This is a genomic window from Oscillibacter sp. 1-3 (assembly GCF_000403435.2).
Classification (GTDB): Bacteria; Bacillota; Clostridia; order Oscillospirales; family Oscillospiraceae; genus Oscillibacter.
In genome coordinates, this window is sequence record NZ_KE159711.1 from 21,708 (window position 1) to 36,051 (window position 14,344).

21 protein-coding genes and 2 pseudogenes are annotated in these 14,344 nt (G+C 50.0%); 13 read left to right on the forward strand and 10 right to left on the reverse strand.

The features are described 5' to 3' along the window. Positions 1-10 precede the first annotated feature (10 nt). The 5 genes from C816_RS18425 to C816_RS18445 all read left to right on the forward strand — a co-directional run bounded on the left by C816_RS18425 (position 11) and on the right by C816_RS18445 (position 3,957). Positions 11-1,087, forward strand: coding sequence for an ATP-binding cassette domain-containing protein (locus tag C816_RS18425; RefSeq protein WP_016323919.1), 1,077 nt, complete (start codon positions 11-13; stop codon positions 1,085-1,087). Next, a complete protein-coding gene (locus tag C816_RS18430) occupies positions 1,077-2,402 on the forward strand; it encodes an FtsX-like permease family protein (RefSeq protein WP_016323920.1) in 1,326 nt (441 codons plus the stop codon). Before C816_RS18425 ends, C816_RS18430 begins: the two co-directional genes overlap by 11 nt. Positions 2,403-2,917: 515 nt before the next feature. Then, complete coding sequence (locus tag C816_RS24630; RefSeq protein WP_371254434.1) at positions 2,918-3,184, forward strand: ABC transporter permease; 267 nt, start codon at positions 2,918-2,920, stop codon at positions 3,182-3,184. A gap of 145 nt (positions 3,185-3,329) precedes the next feature. After that, positions 3,330-3,629 carry a nucleotidyltransferase family protein gene (locus C816_RS18440; protein ID WP_016323921.1) on the forward strand — a complete coding sequence of 100 codons (300 nt, stop codon included), beginning with the start codon at positions 3,330-3,332 and terminating at the stop codon, positions 3,627-3,629. Beyond that, the gene (locus C816_RS18445; protein WP_040656194.1) at positions 3,622-3,957 is read left to right on the forward strand and encodes a HepT-like ribonuclease domain-containing protein; all 336 of its coding nucleotides are present in this window, start codon (positions 3,622-3,624) and stop codon (positions 3,955-3,957) included. The genes C816_RS18440 and C816_RS18445 overlap by 8 nt, the downstream gene beginning before the upstream one ends. A gap of 213 nt (positions 3,958-4,170) precedes the next feature. Here C816_RS18445 and C816_RS25150 read toward each other — a convergent pair whose 3' ends face one another. Continuing rightward, positions 4,171-4,368 (reverse strand): hypothetical protein, encoded by a 198-nt coding sequence (locus C816_RS25150; RefSeq protein ID WP_242832269.1) that lies wholly within the window; start codon positions 4,366-4,368, stop codon positions 4,171-4,173. A gap of 116 nt (positions 4,369-4,484) precedes the next feature. Here C816_RS25150 and C816_RS23085 point away from each other — a divergent pair, with 116 nt between their 5' ends. Beyond that, the gene (locus C816_RS23085) at positions 4,485-6,017 is read left to right on the forward strand and encodes an IS3 family transposase (RefSeq protein WP_016320743.1); all 1,533 of its coding nucleotides are present in this window, start codon (positions 4,485-4,487) and stop codon (positions 6,015-6,017) included. Between the two features lie 70 nt (positions 6,018-6,087). Here C816_RS23085 and C816_RS23980 read toward each other — a convergent pair whose 3' ends face one another. From C816_RS23980 to C816_RS18475, 9 genes are all read right to left on the reverse strand, one after another. Then, entirely contained in the window at positions 6,088-6,252 is a 165-nt protein-coding gene (locus C816_RS23980; RefSeq protein ID WP_016323923.1) for a hypothetical protein, read from the reverse strand. Then, positions 6,252-6,551: a hypothetical protein gene (locus C816_RS25155; RefSeq protein WP_016323924.1), complete on the reverse strand. Its 300-nt coding sequence runs from the start codon at positions 6,549-6,551 to the stop codon at positions 6,252-6,254. Before C816_RS25155 ends, C816_RS23980 begins: the two co-directional genes overlap by 1 nt. Before the next feature lie 173 nt (positions 6,552-6,724). Beyond that, entirely contained in the window at positions 6,725-6,859 is a 135-nt protein-coding gene (locus C816_RS25395; RefSeq protein WP_256378438.1) for a hypothetical protein, read from the reverse strand. Between the two features lie 30 nt (positions 6,860-6,889). Next, positions 6,890-7,459, reverse strand: coding sequence for a hypothetical protein (locus C816_RS25160; RefSeq protein WP_016323925.1), 570 nt, complete (start codon positions 7,457-7,459; stop codon positions 6,890-6,892). Continuing rightward, positions 7,456-7,638, reverse strand: a complete 183-nt coding sequence (locus tag C816_RS24635; RefSeq protein ID WP_016323926.1) for a hypothetical protein — start codon at positions 7,636-7,638, stop codon at positions 7,456-7,458. Before C816_RS24635 ends, C816_RS25160 begins: the two co-directional genes overlap by 4 nt. A 191-nt stretch (positions 7,639-7,829) precedes the next feature. Further along, a complete protein-coding gene (locus C816_RS18465) occupies positions 7,830-8,474 on the reverse strand; it encodes a hypothetical protein (RefSeq protein WP_016323927.1) in 645 nt (214 codons plus the stop codon). 501 nt (positions 8,475-8,975) lie between these two features. Further along, complete coding sequence (locus tag C816_RS18470) at positions 8,976-9,869, reverse strand: recombinase family protein (protein WP_016323928.1); 894 nt, start codon at positions 9,867-9,869, stop codon at positions 8,976-8,978. Positions 9,870-10,064: 195 nt separating this feature from the next. Then, positions 10,065-10,331 (reverse strand): recombinase family protein, encoded by a 267-nt coding sequence (locus tag C816_RS25165; RefSeq protein ID WP_016323929.1) that lies wholly within the window; start codon positions 10,329-10,331, stop codon positions 10,065-10,067. Further along, positions 10,328-10,684 (reverse strand): helix-turn-helix domain-containing protein, encoded by a 357-nt coding sequence (locus tag C816_RS18475; protein WP_016323930.1) that lies wholly within the window; start codon positions 10,682-10,684, stop codon positions 10,328-10,330. The genes C816_RS25165 and C816_RS18475 overlap by 4 nt, the downstream gene beginning before the upstream one ends. Positions 10,685-10,885: 201 nt before the next feature. Between C816_RS18475 and C816_RS18480 the strand changes: the two are divergent. The 7 genes and pseudogenes from C816_RS18480 to C816_RS18505 form a co-directional block, all read left to right on the forward strand. After that, positions 10,886-11,125: pseudogene (locus C816_RS18480) on the forward strand (ABC transporter ATP-binding protein); the annotation flags it as partial. After that, a pseudogene (locus tag C816_RS18485) lies at positions 11,122-11,846 on the forward strand (ABC transporter permease). The pseudogenes C816_RS18480 and C816_RS18485, both read left to right, overlap by 4 nt. A 12-nt stretch (positions 11,847-11,858) precedes the next feature. After that, entirely contained in the window at positions 11,859-12,623 is a 765-nt protein-coding gene (locus C816_RS18490; protein WP_016323934.1) for an ABC transporter permease, read from the forward strand. 4 nt (positions 12,624-12,627) lie between these two features. Continuing rightward, a complete protein-coding gene (locus C816_RS18495; protein WP_016323935.1) occupies positions 12,628-12,927 on the forward strand; it encodes a hypothetical protein in 300 nt (99 codons plus the stop codon). Positions 12,928-13,435: 508 nt separating this feature from the next. After that, on the forward strand, positions 13,436-13,729 hold the full coding sequence (locus C816_RS18500; protein WP_016323936.1) for a hypothetical protein: 294 nt from the start codon (positions 13,436-13,438) through the stop codon (positions 13,727-13,729). After that, the gene (locus C816_RS25745; RefSeq protein WP_016323937.1) at positions 13,726-13,866 is read left to right on the forward strand and encodes a sigma factor-like helix-turn-helix DNA-binding protein; all 141 of its coding nucleotides are present in this window, start codon (positions 13,726-13,728) and stop codon (positions 13,864-13,866) included. The genes C816_RS18500 and C816_RS25745 overlap by 4 nt, the downstream gene beginning before the upstream one ends. A gap of 5 nt (positions 13,867-13,871) precedes the next feature. Next, positions 13,872-14,108: a helix-turn-helix domain-containing protein gene (locus C816_RS18505; RefSeq protein WP_016323938.1), complete on the forward strand. Its 237-nt coding sequence runs from the start codon at positions 13,872-13,874 to the stop codon at positions 14,106-14,108. The last annotated feature ends 236 nt before the right edge of the window (positions 14,109-14,344 follow it).

Consider the following 14,344-nt stretch of genomic DNA (forward strand, 5'->3'; position numbering starts at 1 on the left):
TTTTTAGCATATGGATCAAAAGAAAATCGGCAGCTTTATTGCAGCCCGGAGGAAGGATAATGGCCTGACCCAAAGTCAGCTGGCAGAAAAATTAGGGATTACAGACAAAGCGATCTCAAAATGGGAAACAGGTAAATCTATGCCTGACCTGTCTTTATTCAATCCTCTGTGCGATTTACTTCAAATCACTTTGAACGAATTGCTTTTAGGTGAATTTATATCGGATGAAAATCTGAAAGAAAAATCCAATCAAGTTCTGTTTGAAGTGGTGACGAGCTGGCTGGGTAAGGATCAATGGGAAAGCAAAACAGGCCCTCACGCTTCGCCTGTTCTAAAACTACAAAATATCAGAAAGATATATGAAACAGAAAGCACTTCGACTGTGGCAGTCAAAGATGTTAGCTTTGAAATCAACAAAGGAAATTTTGTTGGTATCATGGGTGCATCCGGTTCAGGAAAAACGACTTTGCTTAATATGATTGCGACCATCGACAAGGCCACCAGCGGCCAGATAGAAATTGATGGGCAAACTATTTCTGAGCTATCCGAAAATGACTTGGCGTCTTTCCGCCGGGAGCATTTAGGGTTCGTTTTTCAAGAATACAACTTGTTAGATACGCTAACTGTCTATGAAAATATCGCATTGACATTGACAATTAAGCAGACAGCAAAAGAGAATGTACGACAAACGATTATTGATTGGGCCGAAAAGCTAGACATATCTGAAATCTTGAACAAGTTCCCCTATGAAATTTCAGGCGGTCAGCGGCAAAAATGCGCTTGTGTGAGAGCAATCATTACAAATCCAAGCCTTATTCTTGCGGACGAACCAACAGGCGCTTTAGATAGTTACTCTGCAAGACAGTTGTTAGAAACTTTTGTTATGCTCTCCCAAAAGTATACCGCTACCATTTTAATGGTTACGCATGATGCTCTATCCGCCAGCTACTGCGACAAAATTCTATTCATGCAGGACGGTGAATTTAAGGCTACGCTGAAGCGTGGTAAGGAGGGAAAACAAGAGTTCTTTACCAGAATATTGGACGCTATGGCAAAAATAACAGGAGGCGTTCACTATGTATCTTAAATTGGCAATCCGCAACGCAAAACGATCCATGCTTGATTATGTTCTATATATTGTCTCCATGATTTTGCTGACATCTGTTATCTGCCTTTCAAACTGTATTGCAAATTGGGGAGATATGCAGGCGGGCTTTCAGACAATGGCGCTGCCACTATTGATTGTTGTGATTATGGTGGCATCAGTAAACTATATCAATATTTTTATTGTCAAACAACGAGCAAAAGAGTTTGCCACATATATGTTGCTTGGAATGGAAAAGAAGAAATTGTCCCTAGTTTTCCTGTGTGAACTGCTTGTAATCGGACTGATGTGTTTTCTCTTTGGGGCCGCTTTAGGTGTGGGGATATTTTCTGTTTGTTGCTGTACGATACTACAAGGGGCTGGAGAACAATCCATGCTCCAAATTATCTTGAAAAGCATTTTACAGACGCTTGCTTATTTTTGTTGTGTAGAAGTTTTGTCGTTGCTTTTTATAAAACGAAAAATTTACAAATTGCAGATCGTCCAACTTATGCGTGAAAAGCAGCATAATCAACCGCTCAGAGCTGACAAAAAGGATTTTTGGGGCTTGATGCTTGTTATCAGCTTTTCTTGCTATATGGCATTATTGCTTGGTATTTCCTTTATGTCTGACGAGTTAATGTCTATCTCTATTTCGCTCATTACCTTACCAATATTGCTATGTGTTTTCTCGTTTTATAAATGGCTGTATGCTTTTATCTCCTTTTTACGGCTATCACAGGCAGATGCTTTATATCAGGGCAATCGGCTATACCGAATTGCCCAAATGACAACAGGCTCAAAGACAAACGCAAATATGAATACCATTTTTTGTGCATGTATCATTTTTTCGGCAATTTCCTCTGTATTTGGAACGTTATTACTCAACTCAGATATTCACATTTTTGAGCAAGATAGGCAACAATGGATGGGAATTTTACAAATCAGCATCTGCACCATTTTTATGATTATCTACTTCTCTATTATTTCGTTATTGCAGGTTATTGATCTAAAAAGGGAAGCAAGAAATATCAAGCTATTATTTCATATGGGCAAAAATCGGCCTGAGCTAAAGACCTTACTTTACACTCAAACGCTTATGCGAATGTTTCTGCCAGTGGTAATGTCTTTTATTGTGCTTTTGACAGCCACACTGTTTATCAACTATAAATTTAATTTGATATTTCCGGCGTTCATGTACAATCTAATCCTTAAATCTGTTGGCGGCTTTGTGATTTGCTTTTTTGTTCTATATCTGTGCTATTTTTGCGTGATATATATGATAAACATGCATTATATTAAAATTGATACACAATAGTCATTTATAAAAATGTTGCCACACGACGGCAAAAGAAAAAACGTCATGCAGCAGCTGCATTCTCATGTCCTCTCATGCCCTAATTTTGACGGCGGTTTTAAAATACCAAGTTCAAGGCCGCCGCTTTCTTTTGAAAAAATGGAAAACGGAGGGTGTGTTAAAGTCGCCCATTTTTAGGACACGGCGGTATCCGGAAGATATCGTCATGTCCTTTTTTTATCCTGGCCCCCTCTAACCTGACAAAAAAAGCATAGACCCTCCGCCGGGTTACTCTGGCCACGAACATGAAATCTGTAAGTACATTAAAAACTATGTCACTTCATATGCCTGCACAGTACAACGCTGTGTAGGCACTGTCGCTTTCCGTCACTTCTGGTTATCGTAGCTAAACAAAATGATGAATCTGGTCTTAGGCGGCATTGCGGGCATCTCTTTTTTAGTGGGAGGCATCGGAATCATGAATATCGCTGGTAACGGTGCCAGAACGGACCAGGAAGATCAGCGTCCGGCGGGATATCGACGCGCCCAGGGCCTCTATCATGGCGCAGTTCCTAGTGGAAGCTGCTGTGCTGTGCGGCGTCGGGGGCACTATTGGAATCGGGCTTGGAGTGCTTGGGGCTTTGATTGCGGGAAAGCAGCTGCTGAAAATGCTACTATTTCCAAACACAGGACTGGCAGTTGGGGCATTCCTGTTCTCAGTATTGCTAGGGATTGGACCCGGGATGTACCCGGCGGCAAAGGCTTCGGGGTTGATGCCTGTAGAGGCGCTTCGGTTGGAATAGAACTGAGCCTCACGCGGTTAAAGGCGCAACGGCTTATTATTTATACATTTCCTCGCTCCATTTGGAAGGGCACACGCTGAACTGACTCTTTTCATTTCTATAGATTCGTGGTATACTGCAATAAAAATGAAGAAGAGGTGTTTTCATGGCTCCATACAGCATTGATGAATTAAAGAACATCATTGCACCGATTGCTGATGCACATGGTGTGGAAAGCGTTTCGGTATTCGGTTCTTATTCCAGGGGTGAGGCCTTGGCGGACAGTGATGTGGACTTGAAGATTGAAAAAGGCCGCCTCCGCTCTCTCTTTCAGCTGAGCGGATTCCGTCTGGCTGTAGAGGATGCTTTGCACCTTCCGGTGGATATGGTCACAACGGAGGCTTCCGATCCCGACTTTTTGGAAATGATTCGGAAAGAAGAGGTGTTGCTCTATCAAAATGCGTGATGAGGTTATTCTCAGGAAAATCATTATGTACTGCCGGCGGATTGCGGATAATCTGGAGCGGTATCATCATGACTTTTCCGCATTTGAAAATGACCACCTTTTCCAGGATGCCTGCTGTATGTGCGTTGTTCAGATTGGTGAACTGGTTTCCCAGCTCTCGGATGATGTCAAGCAGAAAAAACCTGCCGTGCCTTGGCGAATTATCAAAGATACTCGGAACTTTTATGTCCACGCTTATGGTGCGATTGATGTTGCTGCCGTTTGGGATACACTGGAACATGACATCCCCTCTTTGAAAGTTGCTTGTGAGGCGATTCTGGAGCGTTGACCCACAACTTGACCCACAATAGAAAAAATCCAGGCGCAAGCAGTGGAGCGGACAGGACGCTGACATTACAAAATTTGGGCACAAAAGGTCCGGATGGAGGGAATAGGACGCTCTCCTCTTCCCTATCGAATATTCACACGCATGAGGCCACTGGTTCGAGTCCAGTAGTCTCCACCATGAAAAGTTGACAAACTACATCAAGGGAGTAGTTTGTCAACTTTTCATATTGAGCATACTAAACTTGTTGCGCCGCAGTGGTTTCACTGCGGCATTTCTATTTGTGGGAGGAAAACTGTAATGAATGTAATACAGATTGTCCCCGCAGTCGAGGCCGCGGTACAGCCGGAGCGCCTCTTCCAGCGGCAGCGCATGGACTGACTGCAGTGACGGAGTGTTGATGTTCTCAATCACATACCAGATGTGGGTGTGGGGCCTGTTGGGGTCGGCGGCGTTCTGGAGGTGATATGCTCCCCATAGAGTAGACAAAGCGAGAAAAACTTGCAGACTACTCGAAGGGGAGCATCATTATGTCAGCAATCAGTGCGGAAACAAAGATCGATGCAGTGAAGCAGTGCTATGCCGGAGCCGGGAGCCTGAATCAAATCGCAGCAAGATTTGGGGTGCAGCGCAGCACCCTACAGAAATGGCTTCAGAATTATGATCTGTTTGGTGAGGAAGGGCTGCGTCACCGGAAGGGGAATCATCACTATCCCGCAATCGTAAAGCAGCAGGCGGCAGAGCTGTATCTGTCCGGTCAGATAAGTATAGAGGCAGTCTGCAAAAAATATCAGCTGCGGTCAAGATCGCAGCTGGAACAGTGGATTAAGTTGTATAATGGTCAAAAAGGATTCCGTTCTCCCGGAGGCAGAAGGAGTGTTCCGTTGACCATGGTATCTTATGAAGAGCGTAAAGCAGCGGTGGAGTATTGCATCACTCATGGAAAAAACTACAAGCTGACCGCGGCTTGCTTCGGGTTCACATATCAGCAGGTTTATGGCTGGGTACAGCGATACCACAAGGCAGGCTTGGAGGGGTTGGACGGTGACCATCGTTCGTCCGGCCTTGCCGCGGAGAACCAGCGCCTGCGGATGAACAGCCTGGAACTGGAAATGAAAATGGCGGTACAGCAGAGATACCAGCAGATATGCTGGCCCAGAAATCAGCTGCCGGACTTCAGCGGGGTCCGGCATGAAACGGCCTATCAAACCGTCAAGGAACTGCATGAGACGTATCACTGGCCTGTGTGCAAGCTCTGTATGGCAGCAGGCGTCAGCCGGGCTGGGTATTACAAATGGCTCAACCGAGCGGCAAGTCCCAAGCAGAGGGAAGACGAAAAGCTGGCTCATCTAATTGTTGAAATATACCAAAGCCAGCACGGCGTTCCCGGTTACCGGCAGATGCAGATCATTTTGGAACGACGGTATGGAATCAAGTGTAATCTGAAGAGGGTATACCGGCTGATGCGGCTCCTTGACCTCCGCTCTGTATGCAGGAGAAGAAAGCGGACACGCAGGAAGAAGTCTTCGGATGAATATCTTGCGGAAAATATTTTGAACAGGGGCTTTGCGGCAAAGAAACCAAATGAAAAGTGGCTGACGGATGTAACAGAATTCAAATATGGGACAAGCGGAAAAGCTTATTTGTGCGCAGTCCTGGATTTGTACGGAAGGAATATTGTAGGTTTTTCATTCGGGCAGCGTAATAACATCGCTTTGGTCTTCGAAGCCTTTGAATGGGCGTTCCGGCAGTATCCCGATGCGCATCCGCTGGTTCATAGCGACCGGGGCGCACAATATACCAGCCGCGCCTTTCAAAAAAGGATGAAGGAGGCCGGTGTCTGTCAAAGTATGTCCCGTCCAGGAAAATGCCTGGACAATGCGCCCATGGAAGGATTTTGGGGTACTTTGAAATCCGAGATGTACTATTTACATCATTTTGATGACTACAGCCAGCTTTGCGAGGCGGTCGCCGCATACATCTATTTCTACAACCATGAACGATACCAAAAAAAGCTTGGGTGTGTGACGCCTATGGAATTCTTGGCAGCTGGGGTGAAATAGAGGCAAAAGCTATCTCATTGCCATTCCTGCCTTTCTTTTTCTCTGTTTTGTCTACTTGACAGGGGGCACTTCACACGTCCAGCGCCCTTTTTGCCTGTTCCAGCCGCTCGTCCGCGGCGGGGAGGCTGAGGGGGAATGTCCCCTTTGATGTGGTGAGTGTCAGATGAATGACGCCCTGTTCCTTTGGAATCCGCTGCTCGATCACTCCGCCGTTATCGGCTACATGAATCCTCATTATGACAGCCCTCCCATCTGCGGTCCCTGCCACTGCTCTGTGGGAGCATCTCGAAGCAACTCCTCCAGCAGAACCGTTCCCTGGTAGGCCACATAGCCGCACTCGTTGAACTGTCCGCCCTCCTTCTGGGCGCGCTGTTCTCCGTAGCGCCGGTAACCGTAGAAGCCATCCAATTCCTCATCGTAGTCGAAGAGTCCAGATTCCCGAATCATGTGCTTGCCGTATTCCTCCGGGGTCTGGACGCCGGGGACAAAGTTAAATTGATTCAGATTCTCCGCCAGACAGCGAACAGCCATCATATCTCCCGGCTCCGCCATGCAGACTGCCGCGTTCAGCTTTTTTGGTCCATTTCATTCAGAGACGCGATGACCCGGCACAGCCGGTTCAGGCCGGGGAGGTCACCTCTGGACAGATCCTCCAAATCCAGGGCCTCCGATACTTTGTCCGGCAGTTCGTCAAAAGTACACCGGAGCTACACGCCGACAGAGGAATCAGTGCCGGTGCGGAGTAGGGTCCGCTCCAGCTGGTGTTCCGAGTAGGGGAAGTACAGGTATTCCGGATTTTTCCCCTCCGCGAGGCCACGCTCCGGCGTCACTTCCAGCACCAAGGGGTGGCTGTCATAGAGATACGCGGGGAACTACCGCCCGTTGTAGAGCTGCTTCAGCTCCATACCGTTGTCGTAGACCACGCCGAAGGGGGTGACTGTTTCGCCGCCGCCATCAATCAGCAGCCAGGCGGTTTCAGCGGCATCCAAATTTTTCAGTTCCTCCGTGCTGGCGCTTCTGCCATTCAGATTCAAATAATGGCTGCGCCCTACGGCCTCCAGATCAGAAAAGTCGGTGATTACCGTGGCCTGCTGGCAACAGAAGGTCAGATTGATAAAGTCCTGGACGTTGGTCAGCTCCAGCTTGTGAGCCATGGCCTGAAACTGGGCGTCCCCGCCCGTGCAGAAGCTGTCCAGCCGCTTCGCCAGGTAGTCCAGCTGATCCACGTTGACCAGCGTCCCCTTGAGAGCACCCAGCACATGATAGTAGCTGTCCACCGCATCCACCACGCAGTCCCGTTTCACCGAAAACCCCAGATCCACCGCCTGGATCATTTCGATGGTCTGATCGTACTGATCCGTGGGGATGGGGAAGGGGATGGTGATCTGCCCGCACTCCGGGTGCCGGGGATTACTCAGCACCGCCTGGATCACATAGCTCATGCGCCGCCCTCCCGCACGTTCCGCCCGGAAGATTGGGTTTTGGCCGTTCGATTACAGGGCGGCTTCTTCTGGGGTCTCTTCCTCCAGCTGTCGGTGTGGATAGGGGGCCTCCTAGACGAATCCATCGTCATCCGTTCCAGTCTGCCCAGACGGGTATCGCCCATAAAATATCGCGCCATCTTCTTTTGTCCTCCTCGTTTTTGGTGTTCTTGATTCCCCAAAAAAGGACAAAACAAAAAAAGCGCGGCCCTTTTTCCATGGAAACGGCCTTAAGTGGTACAAATATTGGATTTTAACTGAACTGCATCCCGCCATCCTGGGGGAACTCCATAGCCGCCAGTTCCACCTCTTTCTGATGGGACAGTTCTACCTACGCCTCCAGATCTGGGACACCACTCTCGATTTGTCCTGCGGTGGATTCCAGGCATTTCCGCCGTTCATCTGTGAGAGGGTAGTCATTCTCCAAGGTCTCTCGGATGCTGCGGTAAATCTCTGTCAACTGCTCCAGGGTTAAAAGGGCGCTGCGGGGGACGAGGCCGGAGCGGGTGGCGAAGTCCCGCTTGGCGGCAACGTAGCTGTCTGTGCCAATGCCAGGGCCGTAGTAGTTTCCCTGATACAATCCGGTGCGCTCCCGCACCCACTCCCAAGTAGCAAACTGGATGCCGTACTTGGTCGGGTGGTCCGCCAGAACCACATCGTTGAAATCCGCCAGCAGCCTGTAGTCTCCCGTCAGGCCGCTGACCGTCAGCTGGGGCGCCGCCTCCATCTGGCGCATATACTCGGCAGTGGTTTCGGTGATAGAGATCACTTTGTCCAGTGCGGCGCTTCTGTGGTCATCTGCCGCGTCCTCCCGCCAATACCTCACCGCGCCAGTATCTAGCGCGAAGCAGAGGTGTTGTCCGTCCAACTCCACCGGCAGGAGGCCCTCCTCCGTTTCCGGCTTTACGGTGAATCCTTCGTGTTGGAGATTGAGGATCAGCTCTCGGAAATACCGGCTCTTTTCTTCTGTATTCATGTTCATCCTCCTTCCAATGTAATGGTAATTTTCAGGCATCTTTTTGGAAAAGAAAAAAGCGCCGGTCTGTCAGTTCCCTTGGAACTAACGGATCGACACCCGAAGTAGGCACCCCAAATGGCTGTGCATAGTCAACAACTTCGGCACCAAAATTTCGTGTATTATAATCTTGTGAAAAACGGACGATTCAGGCCGCTGAAAAAGGGCGCTTCACTCAAAATGCCGTTTGTCCGTAAAAAGGGGGGAGTTCAAACCTCTCCAGTTGTGCTGAAACCCTGAAAATATCTATTTCGCGGGATTTTGAAATCCCAAAAATCAAAAAGGTGAAACAATTGGTACTCTAAGCGTTCAGCCTAAAATATCCAGATTATGGTGGAGCGGAAGCAACCAACGGTGAACACCCCGCATGGCAGGAAACGGCGCTTCCAAAGTGTTCCTCTATCTCGTCCAGCAGAATATCGCCAATGGAAATCGGTCTGTCCCCGCCGTTGAGGATTAGCATCATTCTATCGTCGTAAAGGTAGATGGCTGCAGGAAAATATTCACCATTCCCCGGCGGTTGTTCTCGTCGTTGATATTTCCCCGTTTCAGCGAGTAGAGAAACGCCTTGATTTGCGGTGCAGTAAATGTGACCTGTTTTCCCATCTCAATAGCAAGCTGGCCCTGCAACTCGTCCTTTTCCCACTTGCGCTTCTCAATGCGCTCGGTGATCATATCCACCGCCTGCCCACGCGCCAAGGCTTTCCAGAGGTTTTCTATGGCGGCGTCCGCCTCCTGTATCGCCGCCTTGATGCGTTTAATGGCGGAGCTGTCATAGTCGGCCTCACAAGCGGCGGTAACCACAAGGGCGATTTTCTCAATATTGCTGTCCGTCAACAGCTTGCGGCACTCTAAAACAACCCTGTCCTCAATTTTCTGCTTGTTGACAACTTTCTTCCGGCAGGTCTTTTTCTTGGCGCTCTTGCAGGCGTAGTAGCGATAGGTAGTCCCGGATTTTCCCGTCCCGCCGTAGCCGGTCATCACCTCCCGGCAGTAGCCGCAAAACAGCTTCGTCGTCAGCAGATATTCCTCTCGCCCCCTGGAACGGGCGGGAGCTTTTTTGTTGCGGTCAAGGATATGCTGTACCCGCTGAAAAAGTTCGTCCTCAATGATACGGGGCATCCCGCCCGGCGTTTCCGTGTCCTTGTAGATGTAATAGCCGATGTACCGCTTGTTCCGCAAAAGACGGTGCAGACTGTTCTTGTTGAACTCCTTGCCCTGGGAAGTCTTGACCTGTTTCGCGTTGAGGTATTTCGTGATTTCAGCGACCGTCTTTCCGCTGGCGTACATCTCGAAAATCTCCCGGACGACGGCAGCGCCCTCCGGGTCAACATGGAAGCGGCGTTCCTCGTCCACTTAATAGCCAAGGCCGGGATTGCTCCCGTTACTCAAACACTTCTCAGCGTTGATGTCCATGCCCTGCCGTATCTTTTGGGACAGCTCCGCCGAAGTAGTATTCAGCCATGCTCTCCAACACACCCTCCACCAAAATACCGCTGGCTTCGTCGCTGATATTTTCCCTGGCGGAAATCACCCGGACGCCGTTCTTTTTCAGCTTGGCCTTGTTGATGGCGCTTCGTAGCGGTTCCGGGCGAAGCGGTCAAGCTGATAGACAAGCACGCCCTCGAAAATGTGTTTGTCGCTGTCGGCAATCATGCTCTGGAACTCGGTCCGGCTGTCTGTCGTGCCGCTCTGCGCCCAGTCGATGCACAATATGTCCGTTGTTCTTGGTGAACTCGTAGCAGATTTGAAGCTGGCCCTCGATGGATTGCTCCGTCGGCTATGGCTGGAATACCTGGCGTAAATGACGACATTCACTCTTTCACCTCCTCCAGCATTTCAACGATGGCTTTTTTCAAGCGGTCATTCATGGGTGAGGCGGGGTCAAAGCACATCTCCACAAACCGCCTCATGTCCTTATCTTCTTCCAAAATTTTTGGCTTGTACTTGTACAGCTTACCCTGGGGCTTTTCAGTGCGGCAGCAGATATAATCCATCGACACATCGAAGTAATCCGCATACCAGATCAGCACTTTGATGGGAGCGGCGGAGTAGCCTGTTTCGTATCGGTTGATGGTAGCTTGGGGAATACCAGCAATTTTTCCGAACTTGGCTTGAGACAGACCGATACCCTCCCGGAGCGTTCTCATTCTTTTGCCTATATCGCTCAAATTGCTCACCTCCTGTCATACTAATAGCATAGCAGAAAGTGAGGTTTCTGTCAATTCAAATTATGAATTATGAAGAAGGGAAATGTGAAGTCAATGCCAGTATTTCAAAGGGAAAACCACAGATTACACCGTCATGGCAAACTACCATCTCGGGACAAATCTCTGTCCCTGAAAGCCAAGGGCCTCCTGTCACAAATGTTGTCACTCCCGGATCTGTACGACTGCACCATCCTCATTTCCTCCCATATGCTGTCGGAAATTGAGTTGATGGCGGACGACATCGGTATCCTCAATCATGGGCAGCTGCTGTTTGAGGGCAGCTTGGATGATCTGCGGCACAGCGCAAGGCAGGCGGGAATGTCCGCCGACAACCTGGAAGATGTGTTTCTCTCCATCGTGGAGCAGGACAACGCCGCCAGAAAGCAGAGGGCAAAGCTATGAGGGCGCTTGTGATCGAACTGCGGAAAGAGAAGCGGACAGGGGTGATCCCGGTGCTGCTGGCTGTCGGTATTTTAGGTGCGGCCTATGCCTTTGTCAACTTCCTTGTCCGAAAAGATACGCTGCTGGGTCTCCCGCTGGCCCCGATGGACGTACTGCTGACCCAGCTTTACGGCATGATTATGATACTGAACCTGTTCGGTATTGTTGTCGCCTCCTGCATGGTCTACAACATGGAGTTTAAGGGCAGCGCAATCAAAAAGATGTATATGCTCCCCATGAGCGTACCGGGGATGTATCTCTGCAAATTCCTGATCTTGACCGTCATGCTCTTTGTGGCGGTGGCTCTGGAAAATCTGGCGCTCATAAAAATCGGGATGAGCGATCTGCCGCAGGGAACATTTGAAATGGGAACGCTGCTCCGCTTTACGGCCTATTCGTTTATCACATCCATGCCGGTGCTGTCCTTTATGGTGCTAATCTCCTCCCACTTTGAAAATATGTGGGTTCCCCTTGGCGTGGGAGTTGCCGGTTTTTTAAGCGGGATGCCCTGGCATCTTCAGCGGCAGCGGTCTTGATGGAGCATCCGTTCATTGTGATGTTCAAGCCTGCGGTGGCTATGAGCGCACAGCCCGATATGCTGGTGGTCATATTCGCGCTGGTCGAAACGCTCCTTTTCCTTGGCCTTGGGCTGTGGATGGCAAAAAATCTGCGCTATGAGTAAGGGGGGAGCCACATGAACTTTTCGGATTTGCTCGGCATTGAGTTTATGAAAGTGAAACGCTCAAAGATCGTTCCGCTGATTTTTATTGCCCCGCTGCTAGTAGTGGCCTCCGGGGTGGCCGCATTAAGCCGGTACTTCACTCCGGAGTACACCAACGCATGGCCTGCTATGTTTATTCAAAGCGCCTTGGTCTACGCCTACTATCTGCTGCCGTTCAGCATGATCGTGGTATGCGTGATGATTGCGGGGCGGGAAACGCAGAACAATGGCATCCTGAAAATGCTGGCCCTGCCGGTCAGCCGGAAAGCCCTTTCCCTGACAAAATTTTGTGTCCTGATGTTCTATCTGCTCATGGAAATGGTTGTCTTTCTGGTTGTGTTCGTAGTCGCCGGTATGCTGGCCGCTTCCATAATAGGTATTACGGAAACATTGCCCGTTCTCTATCTTCTGAAATGGTGCGTGGGGCTGTTTCTGACCATGCTTCCCTGCTTGGCGGCGATGTGGGCCATCACGGTGTTGTTTGAAAAACCTTTGCTTTCCGTGGGGCTAAACCTGCTGCTGGTTATCCCCGGTACTCTGGCCGCCAACACGCCGCTCTGGATTGCTTATCCCTACTGTTACAGCGGCTATCTGGTGTCCTGCTCCCTGCACGATTTTACGGCGGAAACCTCTGATGCCGCATTTGCGTTGATGCCTTTCCTGCCCTGTGCAATCGCTGTATTCGCTGCTCTGCTTGCCCTGTCAATTACACGATTTGGAAAAAAGGAAATGATGTAATCGTATGGAAGTCACAAAGAAACTGCAAAAGCTCAGTCTGGCAGCTCTGATTATCAGTCTGCTGCCGCTGGCAACCCTTGTTCCGGTGTTTCTGAAAATTACCCTGCCGGATGGTGTACGCATGGTTTGGGCGATCTGCAACATCGTCCTTGTGCTGGCGGGCCTCCTGCTCTCCGTGATCTGCGTAAAGAACGAGGAAAGCCGGAGCGCTGTCAATATCATGTCCACGGTAATTAGCGTGGCGCTGGTGCTGATGATGCTGGGGATTGTCGCCCTTGCTCTGCTTCTCAACTTCTTGCAGTAATAACAGATCGGGAGACTGCCATATAGCCAATATTTGAAAAACTGCCGCACGACGGCAAAAGAAAAAAGCCGTCGTGCAGCAGTCTATAATCACGCTCATTTGCGAACGACGGCTTACAAATCAAAGCCGCTGTTCTTTTATCCCCCAAAAGAATGACGCGGCAACGCTGACAGATACGTCGACTGATAGGAGGCAGCCGCCATGAAGTACATAACCGTTCGACACGATTTGACAGAGTTTGAACCGTCAAAAAAAGCCCGTTCCCCACCTGGGGGAACTGCGGCCATGCGGTTATACTATACAGTATAGATATAGCAAACTATACAGTGCAAACCGCCCGGCGGGTCTTTAACCTGCCGGGCAATTTTTGTCGTTTCCTGCGGCCCGGAAAATTTTCTTCACTTTTTTCTCTGCGGAAAGCGGTTTTTCGCGCAAAACCTGTACCGCTGAACGCTCTGTTAGCGGAAAGGGAAAGTACCACCATCCCCCAGCGAAAGGGGGTGAGAAGATGGAAACCAACCCCCGCTACTATGGCGAACGGTACAGGTTTGATGCCTTTTGCAAGACCGTGTTGAAGCATGAGGCAATCGACTACATCCGGGAAATGAAGCGGCAGGCCAGCCGGGAAACGTCCTTGGAGCGGCTGCCCCAGACGGCGATGAACAAGCTGTGTTCGGCTGATGATTACCCCAGCGACAGCACAGCTATGTGTTCTCGTATTGCGGCTGTGACCTGCCGATCAGAAGCCAGCAGGTGGCCGACGCCTTTGCCGGTCTGCCGGAACAGGAGTAAAGCATTTTGATTTTGCGTCTGGTGCTGGATTTGACAGTCAGTGAGATCGGCGAGGCCCTGAGGCTGTCCCGGAGTGCCGTCCAGCGGCGCAGAACAAAATCGCTGAATGTCCTGCGGACGAAACTGACAGCGAGGAAAGGAGGTTAGCGCCCATGAAGCGCCGGAAGTACAAGTACCGTGAACTGCTGCCGTTGGCGGTGAGCGACGCGGCCCAGGCTGGGGACACTGACGCTGTGGAGCAGGTCTTACGGTACTACGAGGGCTACATAAACAAGCTCTGTACCCGGACGGTCTATGACGAAAGCGGCTGTCCCCACGCCTGTCTGGACGAGTACATGAAAAGCCGCTTGGAAAACAAGCTCATCCGCGCCATTCTCGGCGTGAACTGATAACCGGCCCCGGCTGGGAGGAACAGCTTACCCTTTCCATGTTCCTCCCGCCTGCGGGCCTTGTCCTGCATTTGGGAAAGGGGGAAATTATCTGTCAGAAGAACAGACTGAAATCAAAACTGAAATCTGTCAAATCGAATTGCCGCAGGCTATCATAGAAACCTTTGCCCGCTTCCTCGTTCCGGAGATACGGAAATACTATGACAGCGAACAGGGCCAAGGGGAGTTTACGGAAT

Excerpts from the sequence above, each read along its gene's own strand:
- C816_RS18425 (WP_016323919.1), top strand. The coding sequence starts at position 11 with ATGGATCAAAAGAAAATCGGCAGCTTTATTGCAGCCCGGAGGAAGGAT.
- C816_RS18430 (WP_016323920.1), top strand. The coding sequence starts at position 1,077 with ATGTATCTTAAATTGGCAATCCGCAACGCAAAACGATCCATGCTTGAT.
- C816_RS18440 (WP_016323921.1), top strand. The coding sequence starts at position 3,330 with ATGGCTCCATACAGCATTGATGAATTAAAGAACATCATTGCACCGATT.
- C816_RS18445 (WP_040656194.1), top strand. The coding sequence starts at position 3,622 with ATGCGTGATGAGGTTATTCTCAGGAAAATCATTATGTACTGCCGGCGG.
- C816_RS23085 (WP_016320743.1), top strand. The coding sequence starts at position 4,485 with ATGTCAGCAATCAGTGCGGAAACAAAGATCGATGCAGTGAAGCAGTGC.
- C816_RS23980 (WP_016323923.1), bottom strand. The coding sequence starts at position 6,252 with ATGAGGATTCATGTAGCCGATAACGGCGGAGTGATCGAGCAGCGGATT.
- C816_RS25155 (WP_016323924.1), bottom strand. The coding sequence starts at position 6,551 with ATGATGGCTGTTCGCTGTCTGGCGGAGAATCTGAATCAATTTAACTTT.
- C816_RS25160 (WP_016323925.1), bottom strand. The coding sequence starts at position 7,459 with ATGAGCTATGTGATCCAGGCGGTGCTGAGTAATCCCCGGCACCCGGAG.
- C816_RS24635 (WP_016323926.1), bottom strand. The coding sequence starts at position 7,638 with ATGGCGCGATATTTTATGGGCGATACCCGTCTGGGCAGACTGGAACGG.
- C816_RS18465 (WP_016323927.1), bottom strand. The coding sequence starts at position 8,474 with ATGAATACAGAAGAAAAGAGCCGGTATTTCCGAGAGCTGATCCTCAAT.
- C816_RS18490 (WP_016323934.1), top strand. The coding sequence starts at position 11,859 with ATGAACTTTTCGGATTTGCTCGGCATTGAGTTTATGAAAGTGAAACGC.
- C816_RS18495 (WP_016323935.1), top strand. The coding sequence starts at position 12,628 with ATGGAAGTCACAAAGAAACTGCAAAAGCTCAGTCTGGCAGCTCTGATT.
- C816_RS18500 (WP_016323936.1), top strand. The coding sequence starts at position 13,436 with ATGGAAACCAACCCCCGCTACTATGGCGAACGGTACAGGTTTGATGCC.
- C816_RS18505 (WP_016323938.1), top strand. The coding sequence starts at position 13,872 with ATGAAGCGCCGGAAGTACAAGTACCGTGAACTGCTGCCGTTGGCGGTG.